Origin of the sequence: Nostoc mirabile CHAB5784 (assembly GCF_020829645.1) — a bacterium.
GTDB lineage: Bacteria > Cyanobacteriota > Cyanobacteriia > Cyanobacteriales > Nostocaceae > Nostoc > Nostoc mirabile.
The window spans coordinates 101,056-117,032 of the sequence record NZ_JAIVFS010000013.1 but is presented as its reverse complement, the minus strand read 5'-3'; the positions used below and the strand labels follow the sequence as shown (position 1 = coordinate 117,032).

At 41.0% G+C, this 15,977-nt stretch carries 8 protein-coding genes; 3 read left to right on the top strand and 5 right to left on the bottom strand.

What is annotated here, in order from left to right; translation table 11 throughout:
- Positions 1–17 precede the first annotated feature (17 nt).
- From LC653_RS11645 to LC653_RS11630, 4 genes are all read right to left on the bottom strand, one after another.
- Positions 18–1,565, bottom strand: a complete 1,548-nt coding sequence (locus LC653_RS11645) for a polysaccharide deacetylase family protein (protein ID WP_229494626.1) — start codon at positions 1,563–1,565, stop codon at positions 18–20.
- Positions 1,566–2,078: 513 nt separating this feature from the next.
- On the bottom strand, positions 2,079–2,906 hold the full coding sequence (locus LC653_RS11640) for an SDR family NAD(P)-dependent oxidoreductase (protein WP_229494625.1): 828 nt from the start codon (positions 2,904–2,906) through the stop codon (positions 2,079–2,081).
- A 1,424-nt stretch (positions 2,907–4,330) separates the two neighbouring features.
- A complete protein-coding gene (locus tag LC653_RS11635) occupies positions 4,331–6,475 on the bottom strand; it encodes a peptidase domain-containing ABC transporter (protein ID WP_229494624.1) in 2,145 nt (714 codons plus the stop codon).
- A gap of 795 nt (positions 6,476–7,270) precedes the next feature.
- On the bottom strand, positions 7,271–7,510 hold the full coding sequence (locus tag LC653_RS11630) for a hypothetical protein (RefSeq protein WP_229494623.1): 240 nt from the start codon (positions 7,508–7,510) through the stop codon (positions 7,271–7,273).
- Between the two features lie 1,680 nt (positions 7,511–9,190).
- On the opposite strand from LC653_RS11630, the gene LC653_RS11625 reads away from it, so the two are divergent.
- On the top strand, positions 9,191–10,525 hold the full coding sequence (locus LC653_RS11625) for an HlyD family secretion protein (RefSeq protein WP_229494622.1): 1,335 nt from the start codon (positions 9,191–9,193) through the stop codon (positions 10,523–10,525).
- Between the two features lie 49 nt (positions 10,526–10,574).
- Here the strand turns inward: LC653_RS11625 and LC653_RS11620 are convergent, their stop codons facing one another.
- A complete protein-coding gene (locus LC653_RS11620; protein ID WP_229494621.1) occupies positions 10,575–11,192 on the bottom strand; it encodes a hypothetical protein in 618 nt (205 codons plus the stop codon).
- Between the two features lie 721 nt (positions 11,193–11,913).
- Between LC653_RS11620 and sat the strand changes: the two genes are divergently transcribed.
- Positions 11,914–13,092 carry a sulfate adenylyltransferase gene (sat, locus tag LC653_RS11615; protein ID WP_229494620.1) on the top strand — a complete coding sequence of 393 codons (1,179 nt, stop codon included), beginning with the start codon at positions 11,914–11,916 and terminating at the stop codon, positions 13,090–13,092.
- Positions 13,093–13,330: 238 nt separating this feature from the next.
- The gene (locus tag LC653_RS11610) at positions 13,331–15,460 is read left to right on the top strand and encodes a caspase family protein (protein WP_229494619.1); all 2,130 of its coding nucleotides are present in this window, start codon (positions 13,331–13,333) and stop codon (positions 15,458–15,460) included.
- Positions 15,461–15,977 lie beyond the last annotated feature (517 nt).

The window sequence follows — 15,977 nt, the reverse complement described above, 5'->3', positions numbered from 1 at the left end:
ACCTGAGTTATTTCTGATTAAAATATCGTTTTTAGCGAGCTTTCGCCACGTTTGTAAATCTCACGTGCGTAATCAGTCCAAGCACCTTGTCCCCAATAGCGAAAACAACTGGTTTGCAACAAAAGGTTATGTAAAAGAACGTTACGGTAATCAGATTGTCTGGTAACAGGTTCTGCTGAGTTAACTTGCTGTAATAGATCAAATTTTTGATGGAATAAACTGCTTAGTTGATACATGGGAGACAACACATTTTCATATCCTTTCACCCAACTGATATGATTTGTCCACGAGGCTCCATCCAAATGAAAATTAGAGTTTATTTGCTTTAATTCTTGAATGGCATTCTCTACAGCTTCCGGTTGACAATTGTCTGATGAAACTCGCTCCCAAATCTGATGTTGTCCCACTGGCTGACAAGTTGGATACTCTTCAGGTTTGCATCCAGCAGCTTCGATTAATTCTAAATATTCTGTACCACACACCCCGATAACACCTGATTTTCCTCCGTCATTATTGACCATATCCCACCAAGCTTGTTTAAAAGCGCTAGGAAATTCATTCATCATCACGCCACCATTTTCCCCATCTCCAATTTGGCTAACTATTGGTGGTACAAAAACACTGCCAATTTGCTGTTTTGATAAGGTTTTGGCTTCATAATAAGGCTGCATTTGTGCAACTAATTTAGTATCCGAACCTTGGGTTTTAATTAAGGCTGTAATGCTAATTGTTTCGCCTTGAGAATTGCGGGCAACTAAACGATGTGGTAAATGTTTGTGGGTAAGAGATTGACCGTTAATTGTTTCTACAGAATGTTCTTGAACGAGTAACCAGCGATATCCACATTCTTTCAGCGCTTTCACAAATTCAAAGAGAGCATCAGGATGATTTGGTAGGTGCATTTCTGGAGGCGAAAATCCTTTGACTCGCGCTAGTGCTTCCCAGCCAAAAATTGCCGCAAAGTGATGTTGCCATGCGATGATATGCAATTTAATATCTGCTATGGGTGTGGAAGGAATAACTGCATGGCCCCACATTGTACCCAGCCACTCTACATAAGGTTGGTAGGTGCGAGCCTCCGAAGGAGGAGCTTCTCCTGACGGAGACGCTTCGCGAACGCTAACGCAAGTAATACGTTTGAGATTATCGATAACATCACTGCGTCCCATTTGCCGCAGTCCCCACAGAAGATTACCTGAGTAATCCAACATCACACGGGGATTGCAACCTTGACTGACAAGTTCAGGGATCAAGTCTCCCATCCGGCTGTAACAATGAGCAAAAGGATGTGCATTGTGGTTATCCCCCTCGTTGGGATGTTCAAACATATATTGCAGATTGCTGATGAGTGTACCACCATTTCCAGCAGGTATAGTTGGCTGGTGCATGTGTAAGGCGATCGCAAACACAGCATTTACGTTTTCTAAGCGGATATTTGTTGTTGGTAAAAATACTGGCTGATTATGGTTAACTACAGAGAGAACCTCTGTTTCCCAACCAGAAATATTCGGCAAGCCATCAATGATTTCGGGCAAATTACTAAGAGTTGTGGGGAAGGAAAGCATTTCTGGTTGCTCCGAAATAAGTTATATCTATAAAACTTGCCTTAGTATCTAATAGCACCTGACTCAGCAGAAATTCAATAAATACCCTGAGCCATAACATTTTTAATTTGGTGATTTTCAGTAACTGCGAACTCAGGCAAGTCTAGTAATCATCAGTGCAGTCTACCCAGATATTCGCATCTTTGTGTTCTACTGATTGATAAAGTTTGTTTACCGTCTGTTAATATCCAGATTTAGTCAGAAATTTATAGTCAGCATGATTCAGCACTTTTGGCCAAATAAATAATAGTGGCCAAGATTTGAGATGCTGATTGCCGATGTCTGGAGTTAGAAGCTGATTGAGTTGGGTTGGGTAAGGATTGCTGATTGCGGTCAATCTAGTTAATTTGGTCGGGTACTCCCGTTTTTACTCTAAAGGTAAAGTTAATTGACCGCAGAAAAGGAGGCGATCGCCTCAAAAAATTCAGGACGTGCAGACACGCAAAAAATCATGTTCTTGACGAGAACAAATCATCAAAAATTCAGTTTCGGCATCAGCTTTTTCAGTTTTTGACTCGGCTGTTGTTTCGTTGGTGCTGGCGGAGTTGCTATTCGTAAAATTAGCTCTAGCAACCAGGGAGCAAGGCGTTGACACCATACAGCTAAATGACTTTGCCATCCGACTAAAATTTCTGGTGAATCATTTTGCATTCCGGTGACGAGTGCTTTAGCTACTTGCTGGGGAGTCATGGGGATCACCCAGCGAAATAATTTTAAGTCGCGCACCATGTCTGTGTCTGTCAAAGAAGGCAGTAATGCAATGACTCGGATATTGTAATCAGCTAGTTCCTGGCGCAAAGCTTGGGTAAATCCTAAGATGGCAAACTTGGTAGCGGAGTAAGTTGCCATCGTCGGTGCAGCCACTTTCCCCATCAGACTCGACACATTGACGATTGTCCCTTGCCTTTGGCTGGCCATGCGTCTAGCTATCAGACTAGTGAGGTTGTACATTCCTAACAAGTTCACAGAGAGTTCTTCTTGAACTTGGGGCATTTTAGATTGCAAAAACGAGCTTTGGTATGCGACTCCCGCACAATTAACCAGCAGGTGAATCTGTCCGTAATTGCGCCACAGTTGGGCAACAGCGATATTCACTTCAATTGTTTGAGTCAAATCTAAGGCCACGATCGCAGTTTCTGTTCCTATCGCCTCGATTTCGTTAGCTACCTCGACTAACTTTTGGCGATCGCGTGCTACCAATATCAGCCGCTTGATGCCGATTTGCGCTAGTTCGAGTGCGATCGCTCGTCCAATCCCACGCGAAGCCCCTGTAATTAGGGCAACTTTACCTTGAATCTCCATTGGTTTTATCCTCCAAAATCTAAGTCTTACCAAACTCTTCGTTATTCCTGACCGACACAATTAAGAGCTACTCGCTTGTCGGTACAAGGTAAGACAAATAATCAATTGCAATTCAAATCAAACTGAAACTAAGCCTTTAGCAACGAGATATTTCTTGGTTAATCTGCAATCCCTCATAATTGTCTATACGAGGCAGAAATTTATCGTTTTTAACCTGTCAAAGCCTAAGAGACTTGGCTGAATGCATATAGCTCATAGATTTTACTTCTCCTAGATCAGAGCGCTCATCAGCATCGTTGTCTTACACACGTTAGCAATTAAATCAAGCTATTGCAATATTCTTTAATCAGAATTTCTTAATACTTCTTAACGGCAGGTATATATATGGAAAAGATTTTATTAAATAAGTTTTTATGAATATCTAAGTACAAATATCTTACTTTCCTGACAATTAAGCCCCGTTTTGGAAAATTGTAGTATCTCAGTCATAGCTAAGAAACAAAAAAGACATATAGGTTTTGGTTATTCTCGTAAAACCTCAGTATATCAGCTACTTTGCAGAGTTATATCAGTATATTTACGTATCTAACCAAAATCAATGTTTCTGATTTTGATATCTTAAATAATAGAAGAAAGAGAGTTAAATTATTGTTTTTAATGCAAATTAGAACAGCAGATTTATCTGCAAAAACTTTAGTAAAAATGATAACTTGTTTAGCTTTAGCTTTGAGTTCATCAAAGGAATGCTTGAGACTTGCCTGGTGTGTGACAATTCATGCCATCTGGAAAAGCTAACAATTAATCTAACCCCTTCCCGATGCTCTAAGATACAAAGTTGGGTTAAGCAAAGCGCAACCCAACAAAGTACCCGAAATGTTGGGTTACCCTGCGGGAAGCCGCTTTGGGTCTACGTTCCTCAATCCAACCTATACCAGTTTCAGTTTTTAGCCTTAACCTAAGAGTATTGCACACAAGTCTTACCGCAGCGATATCTCTCTTAATGGGACTTAGACAAAAAACACCCAGAAAAAAGCCTCAAATCTATATACAGAAAGACTTTGACATCGTTTTGCTTAGTTTATTGATATATCTGGGTTTGAGCCATTTTTGAGCATTTGGTGTATTTCCCTTACCCTGAATGGGTTTGAGGCTTGTTTATCCCTCAAAAATGTTTAAGTCCCGTTAATAAATCTTGCACTGCGTTTCTATCGCGCCTCGGAATGAATTCCGAGTCTCATAACGAAAGTCCACTCAAGTGGACTGAATTGATTATTTAGTCCACTTGAGTGGACTTCAGCTATGAGCCGCTGAACTTCAGTTCAGGGCGGGATTTCGGTGAGTGTGACTAGATTTTTAAGCACTGAAGTGCTTACTACAAACTCATCAAATTTAATGAGACAGACCCTAATTAAAACGGTGAGCAATTAAGGGGTTAAAAAGTCTAAATGGTTTCCTGGTTGGGCACGCAAATCTTCTACTGTCCCCTGAATTTGTAACTTTCCTTGATTAAGCAAAACAATCCAATCAGCACGGGTAATTACTCTAGGACGGTGGCTAATCAAGATCGTGGTTTTACCGTTGCGATGCAACAAAAGTTGATCTAAAACTTGAGCTTCACTAACTGGATCGAGTCCAGCAGTTGATTCGTCTAAAATTAGGACTGGTGGATCGTTAACAATAGCTCTTGCTAGAGCCAGTCTTTGCCGTTGTCCACCAGAAATATTTGACCCAAATTCACCTAAAACAGTTTGATATTTTTCAGGGAGTTTACTAATAAAATCATCTGCCTCAGCAATTTGGCAAGCCTTGACAATTTGATCAAACGTGAGGTGAGGAGAACCTAAGCGGAAGTTTTCAATAATTGAGCGACTCCAAAAATGAGCGTCTTGAGGAACCAGAACAACTTGTTGCCGCAAACAATCAAGAGCCAGGTCTTGCATATTATAAATGCCAAACCGAATATTGCCAGAATTAGGTGTATATAATCCGGCAATCAGTTTAGCAAGAGAACTTTTTCCACAGCCGGATGTACCAATTAGGGCAACAACTTTACCACCAGGAATTGTGAGGGAAAAATCTTCCAGTAGCTCTAGCCTGCCTGCATAGTGAAAGTTTAGATTTTTGCAAATAATATCAGCATCACTAGGAATTTTAGCAAAGGGTTTGGTACTATCGCTTGGATTTTCAGGTGTGGAATCGATAACTTCTGTTAAGCGTTCCGTGGCAGTTTTGACACGCATGAATTCATCTATAAATCCAAGCACAGCACCGATTAATGCCAAAAAATTCCCATTCATCCCGTTAAATGCCAGGAGTTGACCGATGCTGAGTTCCTTACTAATAACTAGGATGCTGCCGAAACCAATCAAACTAACGCTGCCAATAGCATAAACTAACCCAGAAAAGGTGCTGTTAATAATTCCAATCTGAATTGTGCGAAATGTATGGTTTGAGAGACGACCAAATCTGTTCTGAAATTCTTCCCAAAATTGAGGAGCAGCAGTAGTAGTTTTGAGTGTCAGCGCTCCTTTAAAGCTTTCAACGAGAACACCCTGGTTTTCCGCGTCTAAGACCAACATACTTCTGATTTTTTGTTGAAGTGTCGGCAGGAAAACCACCGTAGATAAACTCATAACAATAGCAATCACAACGGCAACAAGGGTGAGTTTCCAGCTATAGAACACCATGAAACCCAAAGAAATCAGTCCGATAAATAATTGGCTAGGCAGACTGATAACTGCTTGAGCAACTAGCTGATTAATTTGTTGAATATCTTGCAATCTGCTAATAATCTCGCCACTGCGACGTGATTCATAGTAAGCCAGAGGTAGCCGCAAGATTGCCCTGGCAAATTCTAGAACTAGCCCTAACTCAAGCCGTTGGGCAAAATTGGCAATCAGGTTAGATTGAACTAGTTGCAGACTACTTCCCACCAAATTCATCACCACAACCGCAATAATTACACCAATAAGAAGCTGGGTATCACCTCGAACTAGTACATCATCCGTTAGAATTTGAATTAGGAAAGGAGAAGTTAACGAAAGCAGACCAATAACTATAGCGCAGAGAAAAGCCTCGAATATTATGCCTCCATAAGGCAATGCCCGCCGCGCAAAGCGCCAAATCCCGTTGACTTTATCATCAGGTTGAGCATAAAAGCGAACCGAATCTGGCTCTAGCAAAAGCATGACTTGATCTGACCAAGCCTCTGTTAATTCTTTTCTAGAGACATAACGAATGTTAAAGGCTGGGTCAGCAATTATATATTTTTTGCCTTTCTGACCATACAAAACAACCCAGTGGTAGCCTTTCCAGTGAATGATTGCTGGCAGTGGTGCTTGGTTCATTCGGTCTAATATTTCTTTTGATGCCCTGACCGAACGGGCATTAAAACCAAGTGCCTCGGCTCCTCGCCTCAATCCCAACAATGTTGTTCCAAGTTGCCCAGTGCCTACCGCTTCCCGGATGCGATTTAGCGTAAAGTTACGGCGATAATGTTTGGCAACGGAAGCAAGACAAGCAGCTCCACAATCTTCTTCACTATGTTGTGCAACAACTTGGTATTTCATTTCACACTCCAGTACCCAATAGCATCGTGAAAAAACCTAAAAAAATAGCAGGGTCTCATCCCTGCGTGGTTAAAAATTTGACCAACAGTTAGTTTTACTATAGCGTTTCTCGAATGGAAGCAATACACTTTAACCTCACTTCCATTCCTCTCTCCTTTTAGGAGAGAGGTTTGAGTCTTACTCCCCAACGCTAGCAGGGAAGTGGCTGGGGGTTAGGTCTGTATTTCATGCAATTGAGAACCGCTATCTCATTACCATATATGTTGTACTAGAGAAGATTAATCTCTTAATCTTACTAGCTAAACAACTTCTTTAGTTGCATTAGTTGTAATCGCTTTGACTATATTTTGTATATCAACAGAGAAAACACCGAGAATTTTCGTATGTTTATTTCGCTTACTGCAACCAAATAGACATATTTGCTTATTGGTTTGGATTAAGTGAGGTCAAAAGAGTTTCATTCTGTTCACAAATTACTAAATTGTGATGAATCTGACTGATTTTTGAAATAGCAGCGCTTAGTATTTGACTACTCAAGGTGAGCAGTATCTTTAGGAAAAGCATTAAGTAAGTCCATCAACAGTTGCCTATTAGGAAACGTTGATAGACTTTGTTAACTTTGTTCAACAAAAGTATGCGATAGGAATAAACGTAATGCTAAAATAACTGCGATAAACAACAAAACTAATGTCTTACAAAAAGGCAAACTACACTGTTGGAGCAGGTTAGTTTGTTTAAGACATTTACCTCAGTAAAGACGCGGTTAATGGTGTACTTACGTTTATTCTTTCCCTTCTACTTAACAACAGCAGTGTTAGAAGCTATTATGTCCTTACTCAAAACAACAATATTGAATTGTAGAATAGTGTTCAGGTTCACTAAGGGAGTAGGAAGAAGGGCAGGAGTGGGAGTGGTGGTAGCGGGGGTGGTGGTAGCGGGGGTGGTGGTAGCGGGCTTGGGCTTCCTGCCGTACCGACCACCAGACAAACTAGCTTCTTCGGTAACGGTTAATGTGGTGAACAATGTGCTTTCCATAATCTTAGTTCTCGCTTGATTATTGAGGTTAAAACTGCGTCACTTTCAACTAATAGATATAAACGTAAAGACTATATTTTGTCTTCACGTTTATTCTTTTCGTTCTACTTAACCAACCTTAATGGTGTTAACAGCTTCTACGTTCTTGCTGCCAGTAATAACATTGATTTGTATAATATTGTCCAGGCTCACTGTAGGTCTGGGAGCGGGGGTAGGAGCTGGAGTAGGAGCTGGAGTAGGAGCGGGGGTAGGACTGGGAGCGGGGGTGGGCCTGTGCTTCCTGCCGTACCGACCACCAGACAAACTAGCTTCTTCGGTAACGGTTAATGTGGTGAACAATGTGCTTTCCATAATCTTAGTTCTCGCTTGATTATTGAGGTTAAAACTGCGTCACTTTCAACTAATAGATATAAACGTAAAGAGTATATTTTGTCTTTACGTTTATTCTTTTCCTTCTACTTAACCAATACTAATGTTGTTAACAGCTACTGCGTCTTTGCTGTCAGTAATAACATTGACTTGGGTAATATTGCTCAGGCTCACTGTAGGTCTGGGAGCGGGGGTAGGAGCGGGGGTAGGAGCGGGGGTAGGAGCGGGGGTAGGAGCGGGGGTAGGTCTGGGAGCGGGCCTGTGCTTCCTACCGTACCGACCACCAGACAAACTAGCTTCTTCGGTAACGGTTAATGTGGTGAACAATGTGCTTTCCATAATCTTAGTTCTCGCTTGATTGTTAAGGTTAAATTAACGTCACTTCAAAGTAATAAATATAAACATTTAAAGAGTATATTTAATTACTTTTTTGTTCCGCTAAAAGTATTATACGACTCTTACTGTAAAGGTCAAGTAATTAATTTTTTAAGAAATCTGTATTACACCTATTCAAAAAAATACTACATAGTTCTTCTTTATACAAATTTAATTAGAGAAAATTTTAATTATCAAAAAATCGCAGGCGTCAATATTTATATGAATATAAATATGGCGAACTAAAAGATGTATTTTTCCCCAAAATACATAAGTTCCTATTATTAAGTGTTAATACTGGCAAAACAAAGAAAATGCCCGTAATTAAAGATATATCTAATAACAGCAATTATTTTTTATACAGAATATATTTAAATGCATTGATAAAACATTGATAAAACATTGATACAAGTCAAAGCGGGGATTCTGCATTAGTAAACAAGTATATTTACGTAAAAGTATTTTTATCGAATTTTTATATACAAAACTGAATTGAATGAATATAAATTAATTTAATATAAAACTGCGGAAACTTACTTAATTTTTTATAAATGAGAAATAGTTGTAAAAAAGTTGTATTTGTTATACTATTTTTTTGGAAATAAATAAAGAAAGGATAAAATTTTATATACAAATTATAAAGATTTCATGTTAGTACTAAAATGCCTAATTGTTATTTAGACTTAGCTGTATATAAACCTTGTATTTACATACTAACTATATACGGGTAAGGGACTTATCAGTAATAAAAGCAAAAGCTGTCGCTTTCGCCCTGAAAGGCGAAAACCCCAAAATTATGAGATTTTTGCAAAAAATATGATTGAAACGGAAGAGAGCTTTTATTTTTTGGATATCCCTAAATCTTGATCGTCACACTAACGCGACGGAGATTTTTTTGCTAGATTATTTACGGAACCAAAATGTTTTTTAACGTTCATGCTCATTGACCCCCAACCAGACTTTCTCCGCCTAGTCCAAAACGACGAATATCTTCCCTCAGTCAGTATATGGACGAGGTTGGGAGGAATATTTTTAATTGGAAGTGTTGGCGCTGCCTTCAGCCTTGCCAGTGTCTTTCAATACAACATAATAGTGAAAGCTGATGCTACAGTCCGCCCAACCGGAGAGATCCGGTTAGTGCAAGCAGCAGCTGAGGGAACGGTGACTAGCATCAAAGTCAAAGAAAATCAGGTTGTGAAAAAGGGAGATACGATCGCCCTGATCGACAACTCCCAATTGCAAACTAAAAAAAGCCAACTACTCGGAACTATCGAACAGAATGAGTTACAACGAGCGCAAATTGATGCACAACTAAAAGCACTAAAAAATCAGATTGCTGCTGAGTCTAATGCAATGGGACAGGCGATCACATCTGCCAAAGCAGACTTGAGTCGCAACAAAAGAGATTATCAAGATAGACAAATCATTAGTCAGGCAGACGTACAAGAAATAGAAGCTGCTGTTGAATTAGCTAAGGAGGAACTGAAGCGATATCAGCAGCTAGGAAATACAGGGGCGATCGCCACTCTCCAAATTAAGGAAAAAGAACAAGCTTTTAAAGCTGCTATTGCTAGACTCGAACGGGCTAAAGCTGGACTGAATCCTAGTGATGCTAATGTGGCGATCGCACAAGAACGTATTGCTCAAGAATTGACAAAGGGTGAGTCTACTCTTGCTCAATTGAATAAAGAGAAAGAGGAACTCATCAGGCGTCAAGTTGAAGTCCAAAACCAAATTAGCAGCGCTCAACAAGAACTTAAACAAGTTTTTAAGGAACTGCAAAAAACTGTAATTCGTACCTCTGAGGCCGGTACTATCCTCAAACTAGAATTAAGAAATGCTGGGCAAGTTGTCCGTCTTGGGGATGCGATCGCTCAAATTGCTCCCAACAATGCCCCTTTCGTAATCAAAGCCCGTGTTCCCTCTTCAGATATTAGCAAAGTACAGGTGTGTAAAGTCGCACAAGTAGCCAAATGTTCAGAGGGGGAAGTACAAATGCGGCTTTCTGCTTATCCGTACCCAGATTATGGCATCCTCAAAGGTGCTGTTAGAGGCATTAGTGCCGACGCCATTACATCTCAAGGTAACGGCAACATTCCAATTGCGCCTTACTATGAGGTGACAATTGAGCCAGAGAGACTTTATTTAAAAAAGGCCGATAAATCCTATCCTATTCAAGCAGGGATGGAAGTTACAGCTGAAATCATTTCCAAAAAAGAAACCCTACTAACATTTATTCTGAGAAAAGCAAGGCTACTAACAGATGTGTAGACTCGTGTATTCCACGTCATTATTATCATAACAATTCCAAATTTTAAATTTACACATTGTTCGCGCAGTGTCTCGTAGAGAAGAGAGTTACATAAGGGAATTTAAACCCCAATGTAGCTTTCTTCCCGGTGGGTAACTGAGCAAAGTCGGAGCCATAGAAACTCCGACTTAATAATTGTTTAACGTTATATTCTTCAGCAAAATTAACAACCATATCTACCAAGGCTGTAAACAGTTCAAAAATTTTATCAACGAAGGCAGGAGACACAGGCCAGCTTTCCTCTTGGCTTACTCGATGAATGAGATTAACCTGAAAAGTTCGCCGATATAGTTCATAAATTATTTGTCTACAAATAAATTTTACAGAGCCGGTGAAATTTAAAAATGACTTAAAATTCAAGTATTTTAAATATTTTAAAAACCATATCCAATGATTCTCTTCTTCACGGATTGGTTTGTTAACAATATATTTAATTGGGTTAACTGTTGCTTCTTCTAAGCAAACAAATTTGTTTAAATCTCCATATCCCATTACAAAAAGTGCAAAACAAAGAGCAAAATATAATCTTTGTAGAAAAGTAATGCTTTGATTTATTAAAAACTCAAAGAAGGGTAATTGAGCAAATTTGGCTGATTCTTTTTCAATTAATGCAAACACTTTTTTCATGTTGAACTTTCACCTAGAATCATTAGTTGTTTACTATTGAAGTTCGTCAAGCTAGTACCTGTTTACTTTACGTTAGGCGCACAAGTTTTATGCACAGCCAGCCAATTTTTTACGAAAGTTCATAAAAAAATACTGCCTGATAAGTGGACAGCGTAGTGTGTGTTGAGTTATCAGTTGCGGCTCATGGGTTTATGCAGAACCAGCCGATTCTTTACAAAACTTTACAAACTGCGTTACAGTCAGCGTTTTTCCCTTATGGGTGGTCAAAAGAAGCAGGGGAGCAGGGAGCAGGGAGCAAGGGGGAAGACTGAGACGGAGCTTGTACTCCGCCTCAGTAAGAGCGCCCTGCAAGGGCGGGGCTTCATACCCATGTTCCGCAACGCTTGTCGCAGGGGGGAAGGGCTTGCTCCCCCTGCTCCCTGCCCCCTTCCCCTCTGCCTCTTCGGTGAGAGTTTTGTTTTGGTTCTCGTAGAGTTGTGGCTTAAGGCAGGGTAGGACACAAAGAAAGAAGTTAAAAGGGTTTGGCGCAGCCTCACCAAGAAATGGTATGACACCATAACGCACACAAAGAACCGACAAAGAAAGTATTTAGTAATTTCTTTGCGTCCACGGAGTTGGTCTTAGTTTGCCCCATGCCCAAACTCTTTTTTCTACGTACCAGCATTTGGTAAGTTAGTACATAATCTGAAACAATAACAGTAAAAGCAGAGAGGGGATTAAGTTGAGTCACAATCCAGATGCCATAGCCCCGCACGGTGGACAGTTGGTTAAGCGTATCGCCACACCAGAACAAAGAGCAGAGTTTCTCTCAAAAGCTGACTTTTTGCCGCGAGTGCAACTTGACGATCGCGCCGTTTCTGATCTAGAAATGATTGCGATCGGTGCTTTCAGTCCACTCACGGGTTTTATGAACCAGGAAGACTACGATCGCACTGTTACAGAAATGCGATTAGCTAATGGTCTTGTGTGGTCAATCCCGATTACACTATCGGTAAGCGAAGAAGTAGCTTCCCCGTTGCAAGAAGGCGGCTTAATCCGTCTGGATAACTCCAAAGGCGAGTTTATTGGAGTTTTGCAACTCACGCAAAAATATCACTACGACAAAACCCACGAAGCTATTAATGTCTACCGCACAGATGATGTCAAACATCCAGGCGTGCAGGTACTCTATAACCAAGGTAATGTACATCTGGCGGGTGATATTTGGTTGTTGCAACGCCAACCCCATCCCCAGTTTCCCACTTATCAAATTGACCCGGCTGCCTCACGACAACTATTTAGAGATAAAGGTTGGAAAACCATCGTTGGCTTTCAAACTCGCAACCCCATCCACCGCGCCCATGAATATATTCAAAAGTGCGCTTTAGAAATTGTTGATGGTCTATTTTTGCACCCATTAGTCGGGGCGACAAAAGAAGATGATATTGCCGCTGATGTGCGGATGCGTTGCTATGAAATTTTGCTGGAACACTACTACCCCTTAAACCGGGTAACTTTGGCAATTAATCCAGCCGCAATGCGCTATGCTGGCCCTCGTGAGGCAATATTCCATGCTTTAGTCCGCAAAAACTACGGCTGTACTCACTTTATTGTCGGACGAGATCATGCTGGCGTTGGTGACTATTACGGCACTTACGATGCTCAGTACATCTTTGAAGAATTTGCCCCAAGTGAATTGGGTATTGTGCCGATGAAATTTGAACACGCTTTCTACTGCACGCGCACTAAGCAGATGGCAACATCTAAAACCAGTCCCAGCAAGCCAGAAGAACGCATTCACCTATCAGGGACAAAAGTCCGAGAAATGCTACGACGCGGTGAGTTACCTCCACCAGAATTTTCCCGTCCAGAGGTGGCGGCAGAGTTAGCGCGGGCAATGCGGATAGAAGTATCGGCATAATTCGTAATTCGTAATTCGTAATTCGTAATTAAGACTCCACTGATGAATCCGCTTTCCTTGAGTCAGGAATGTGTTTTTATCTTTTTACTAACTCAAGTTAGTGACTCTATTACCAGAAATTATGAATTATGAATGAACAATTATTTGGTCAAGAAGCAAGCAGCATAAACTGTAACTTTACAATACAGAGTTCAGCCCTGTAAGCTGCTAACTGATAGCTGAGGGCTGATAGCTAATTATGGAACGGCGCACGTTTTTACACAGAATTGGCTCAATACTGGCGGTATTGGGGGTAACTGAAGCTGAGTGGTTAACTTTGGGAAATCGCTATTATCAGGCTTTGGCACAACCTAGTCCGCGCAAATTGGCATTGTTAATAGGTATTAACCAATACCCACAAATTCCAGCCCTCAGTGGTTGTCTGACGGATGTGGAATTACAAAGAGAACTTTTGATTCATCGCTTTGGCTTCCAAGGGTCAGATATTTTAACCTTAACTGAGGAACAAGCTAGCAGGGAATTCATTGAGGCAGCTTTTTTGGATCACTTCGGTAAGCAAGCTAAAGCTGGCGATGTGGTGCTTTTCCACTTTAGCGGCTATGGCAGCCGTGTCAAATTGGAAACATCGCCAAATACAATGCAAAATGCTCTGGTGGCAGCTAATGTGGATCAAGATATAGAAGATGAAAAAATAGTCAACTATATATTAGAAGAAACTTTACTGCTATTATTGCGATCGCTCCCCACAGACCGAGTAACAGCAGTATTGGATACTAGCTATTATGCTCCTAGCACAGTCTTAGGATTAAAAATTCGCGCCCTTCAGGAGTCAGTAGCAAAGCTAGCAGTAGAGGAACTGGACTTTCTCAAACAACTTAAAACTCAGAAGTTATCCAGCACTCCGATTGTTTTAGCAGCTACCTCAGAACCAAACCAGTCAGCAAGGGAAGGACTCTTTTCTGGTTTTAGTGCCGGGTTATTTACCTACGCCTTGACACAGTATTTGTGGGAATTCACCCCAACTACTACAATTCAAGTTGCCCTCTCGGATGTGGAAAATTCTCTATCCAAATTGGGTAGTAAACAGCAACCAGGGTTATTAAGCAGTCAGAAAAATGCAGATATAACTTCTCTACAGCCAGACGGTATCATTGGTGCAGAAGGCGTGGTGAGTGCTATTGAAGAAGACGGTAAAACAGTCCATCTGTGGTTAGCAGGATTACCTCCACAAGTGCTGCTATACTATGGAGTGAATTCTCGATTAACCTTAGCAACAACAGAGCAATTAGTATTGCGATCGCGGACTGGGTTAACTGCAAAAGCGCAAATTTCCAAAATTGAAGGTGCAAATCCCCTACAAGTCGGGCAATTTGTCCAAGAAGCAGTCCGGGTATTACCGCGAAATATTCATTTAAAAATAGCTTTGGATACTGGATTGGAAAGAATTGAGCGGGTAGACGCCACAAGTGCCTTTGCTGGCTTTTCCCATGTATCCACCCTAGTAGCAGGAGAAAAACCTGCTGATTATGTATTTGCCAAGCTACAGGAAATTCCCAGTCGTTATGGTCTATTTTCTCTTGGTGGCGAACTAATTCCCAATACCGTCGGGGAACTAGGAGAAGCAGTAAAATTAACAGTTCAAAGGTTAGCGCCAAAATTATCAACTCTGTTTGCAGCTAAGTTATGGCGACTTACAGAAAATCAAGGTTCTTCCCGCTTGCCTCTCAAGGCAACCTTAGAAATAATTAGTGGTATATCACCACAGATGGTGATGCAGCGTGAAACAATACGAACTTTCAAACCTGAAACTTCGATAAAAAAATCAGTACAGACGCGATTAATTGCGTCTCTCCCCACTGCGATTGTGCCTATCGGCAGTCGAATGCAATATCGAGTGGAAAACCAGAGCGATCGCCCAGTATATTTAATCTTGCTGGGATTAAACAATAATCATACAGCAATTGCCTTCTATTCTTGGGAAACCCCGCAAGAACCAAACACTGCGGACACTAAGCCCCTCCTCAAAGAAGTCGTCATCGCCCCAGGTAAAACCCTCACCCTACCCCAAACTAATGGTGCTTCCGAATGGCTGATTTCAGGGCCAGCTTGCTTTTGCGAACAACAACTAATTTTTAGTACTGTCCCCTTTAGCGAAACTCTCGCCGCCTTGAGCACTGTTAAGTATTCCACAGCCGAACAACAGCCGATTGGTTTATTGTTGAATCCTTTAGACGTTGCACAAGCCTTGCTACAAGACTTGCATAACGTCAGCGCCCTCAAAGCAGAGATGAACGGCACAGTAGCCGACTCATATATCTTGGATGTGAATAATTGGGCAAGTCTTAGCTTTAGTTTTCAGGTTGTTTGACACTCTCCCTGGCTTTAGCCCGGAGATTATTGGTTAACGAAGATGCCTTAAAATTGCCTATCCTTGCGACATTATTTAAACCTGGAACCCGTTCAAATGTTGTACCGCATCTGAATAGGAACCGCTATAAGTCCGCCTACGCTGGCTAGCCTTCGAGATCATCTCCAGTAAGTAAGTCGGCGTAAATAATTATAGTTGGGATAAGGGAGGAGGCGGGGGGCAGGGGGCAGGGAGCAGGGGGAAAAGGAGTTTTAGTCCTGTTTAGCGTTCTTCACATAGTTTGGTTTTATTGTGCCAACTTACTTAAAAGATTTTTCTATCAGCATAAGCTAGAGTCTTTTATGACTTTAGTTGTACTCCTATTGATTATCAAAAGTGTTAAAATTGAGTATTTACCTGATAAGCCATAAACTATAAACCATAAAATATCTCACTTGAATTCAGTCGCCAGCAGGAGGAGATTCAGCACAATATTTTTTACACTAGAAAAGAAACCTTATAAACAATCTGGAAATAG

Excerpts from the sequence above, each read along its gene's own strand:
- LC653_RS11625 (WP_229494622.1), top strand. The coding sequence starts at position 9,191 with ATGCTCATTGACCCCCAACCAGACTTTCTCCGCCTAGTCCAAAACGAC.
- LC653_RS11620 (WP_229494621.1), bottom strand. The coding sequence starts at position 11,192 with ATGAAAAAAGTGTTTGCATTAATTGAAAAAGAATCAGCCAAATTTGCT.
- LC653_RS11610 (WP_229494619.1), top strand. The coding sequence starts at position 13,331 with ATGGAACGGCGCACGTTTTTACACAGAATTGGCTCAATACTGGCGGTA.
- LC653_RS11635 (WP_229494624.1), bottom strand. The coding sequence starts at position 6,475 with ATGAAATACCAAGTTGTTGCACAACATAGTGAAGAAGATTGTGGAGCT.
- LC653_RS11630 (WP_229494623.1), bottom strand. The coding sequence starts at position 7,510 with ATGGAAAGCACATTGTTCACCACATTAACCGTTACCGAAGAAGCTAGT.
- LC653_RS11640 (WP_229494625.1), bottom strand. The coding sequence starts at position 2,906 with ATGGAGATTCAAGGTAAAGTTGCCCTAATTACAGGGGCTTCGCGTGGG.
- LC653_RS11645 (WP_229494626.1), bottom strand. The coding sequence starts at position 1,565 with ATGCTTTCCTTCCCCACAACTCTTAGTAATTTGCCCGAAATCATTGAT.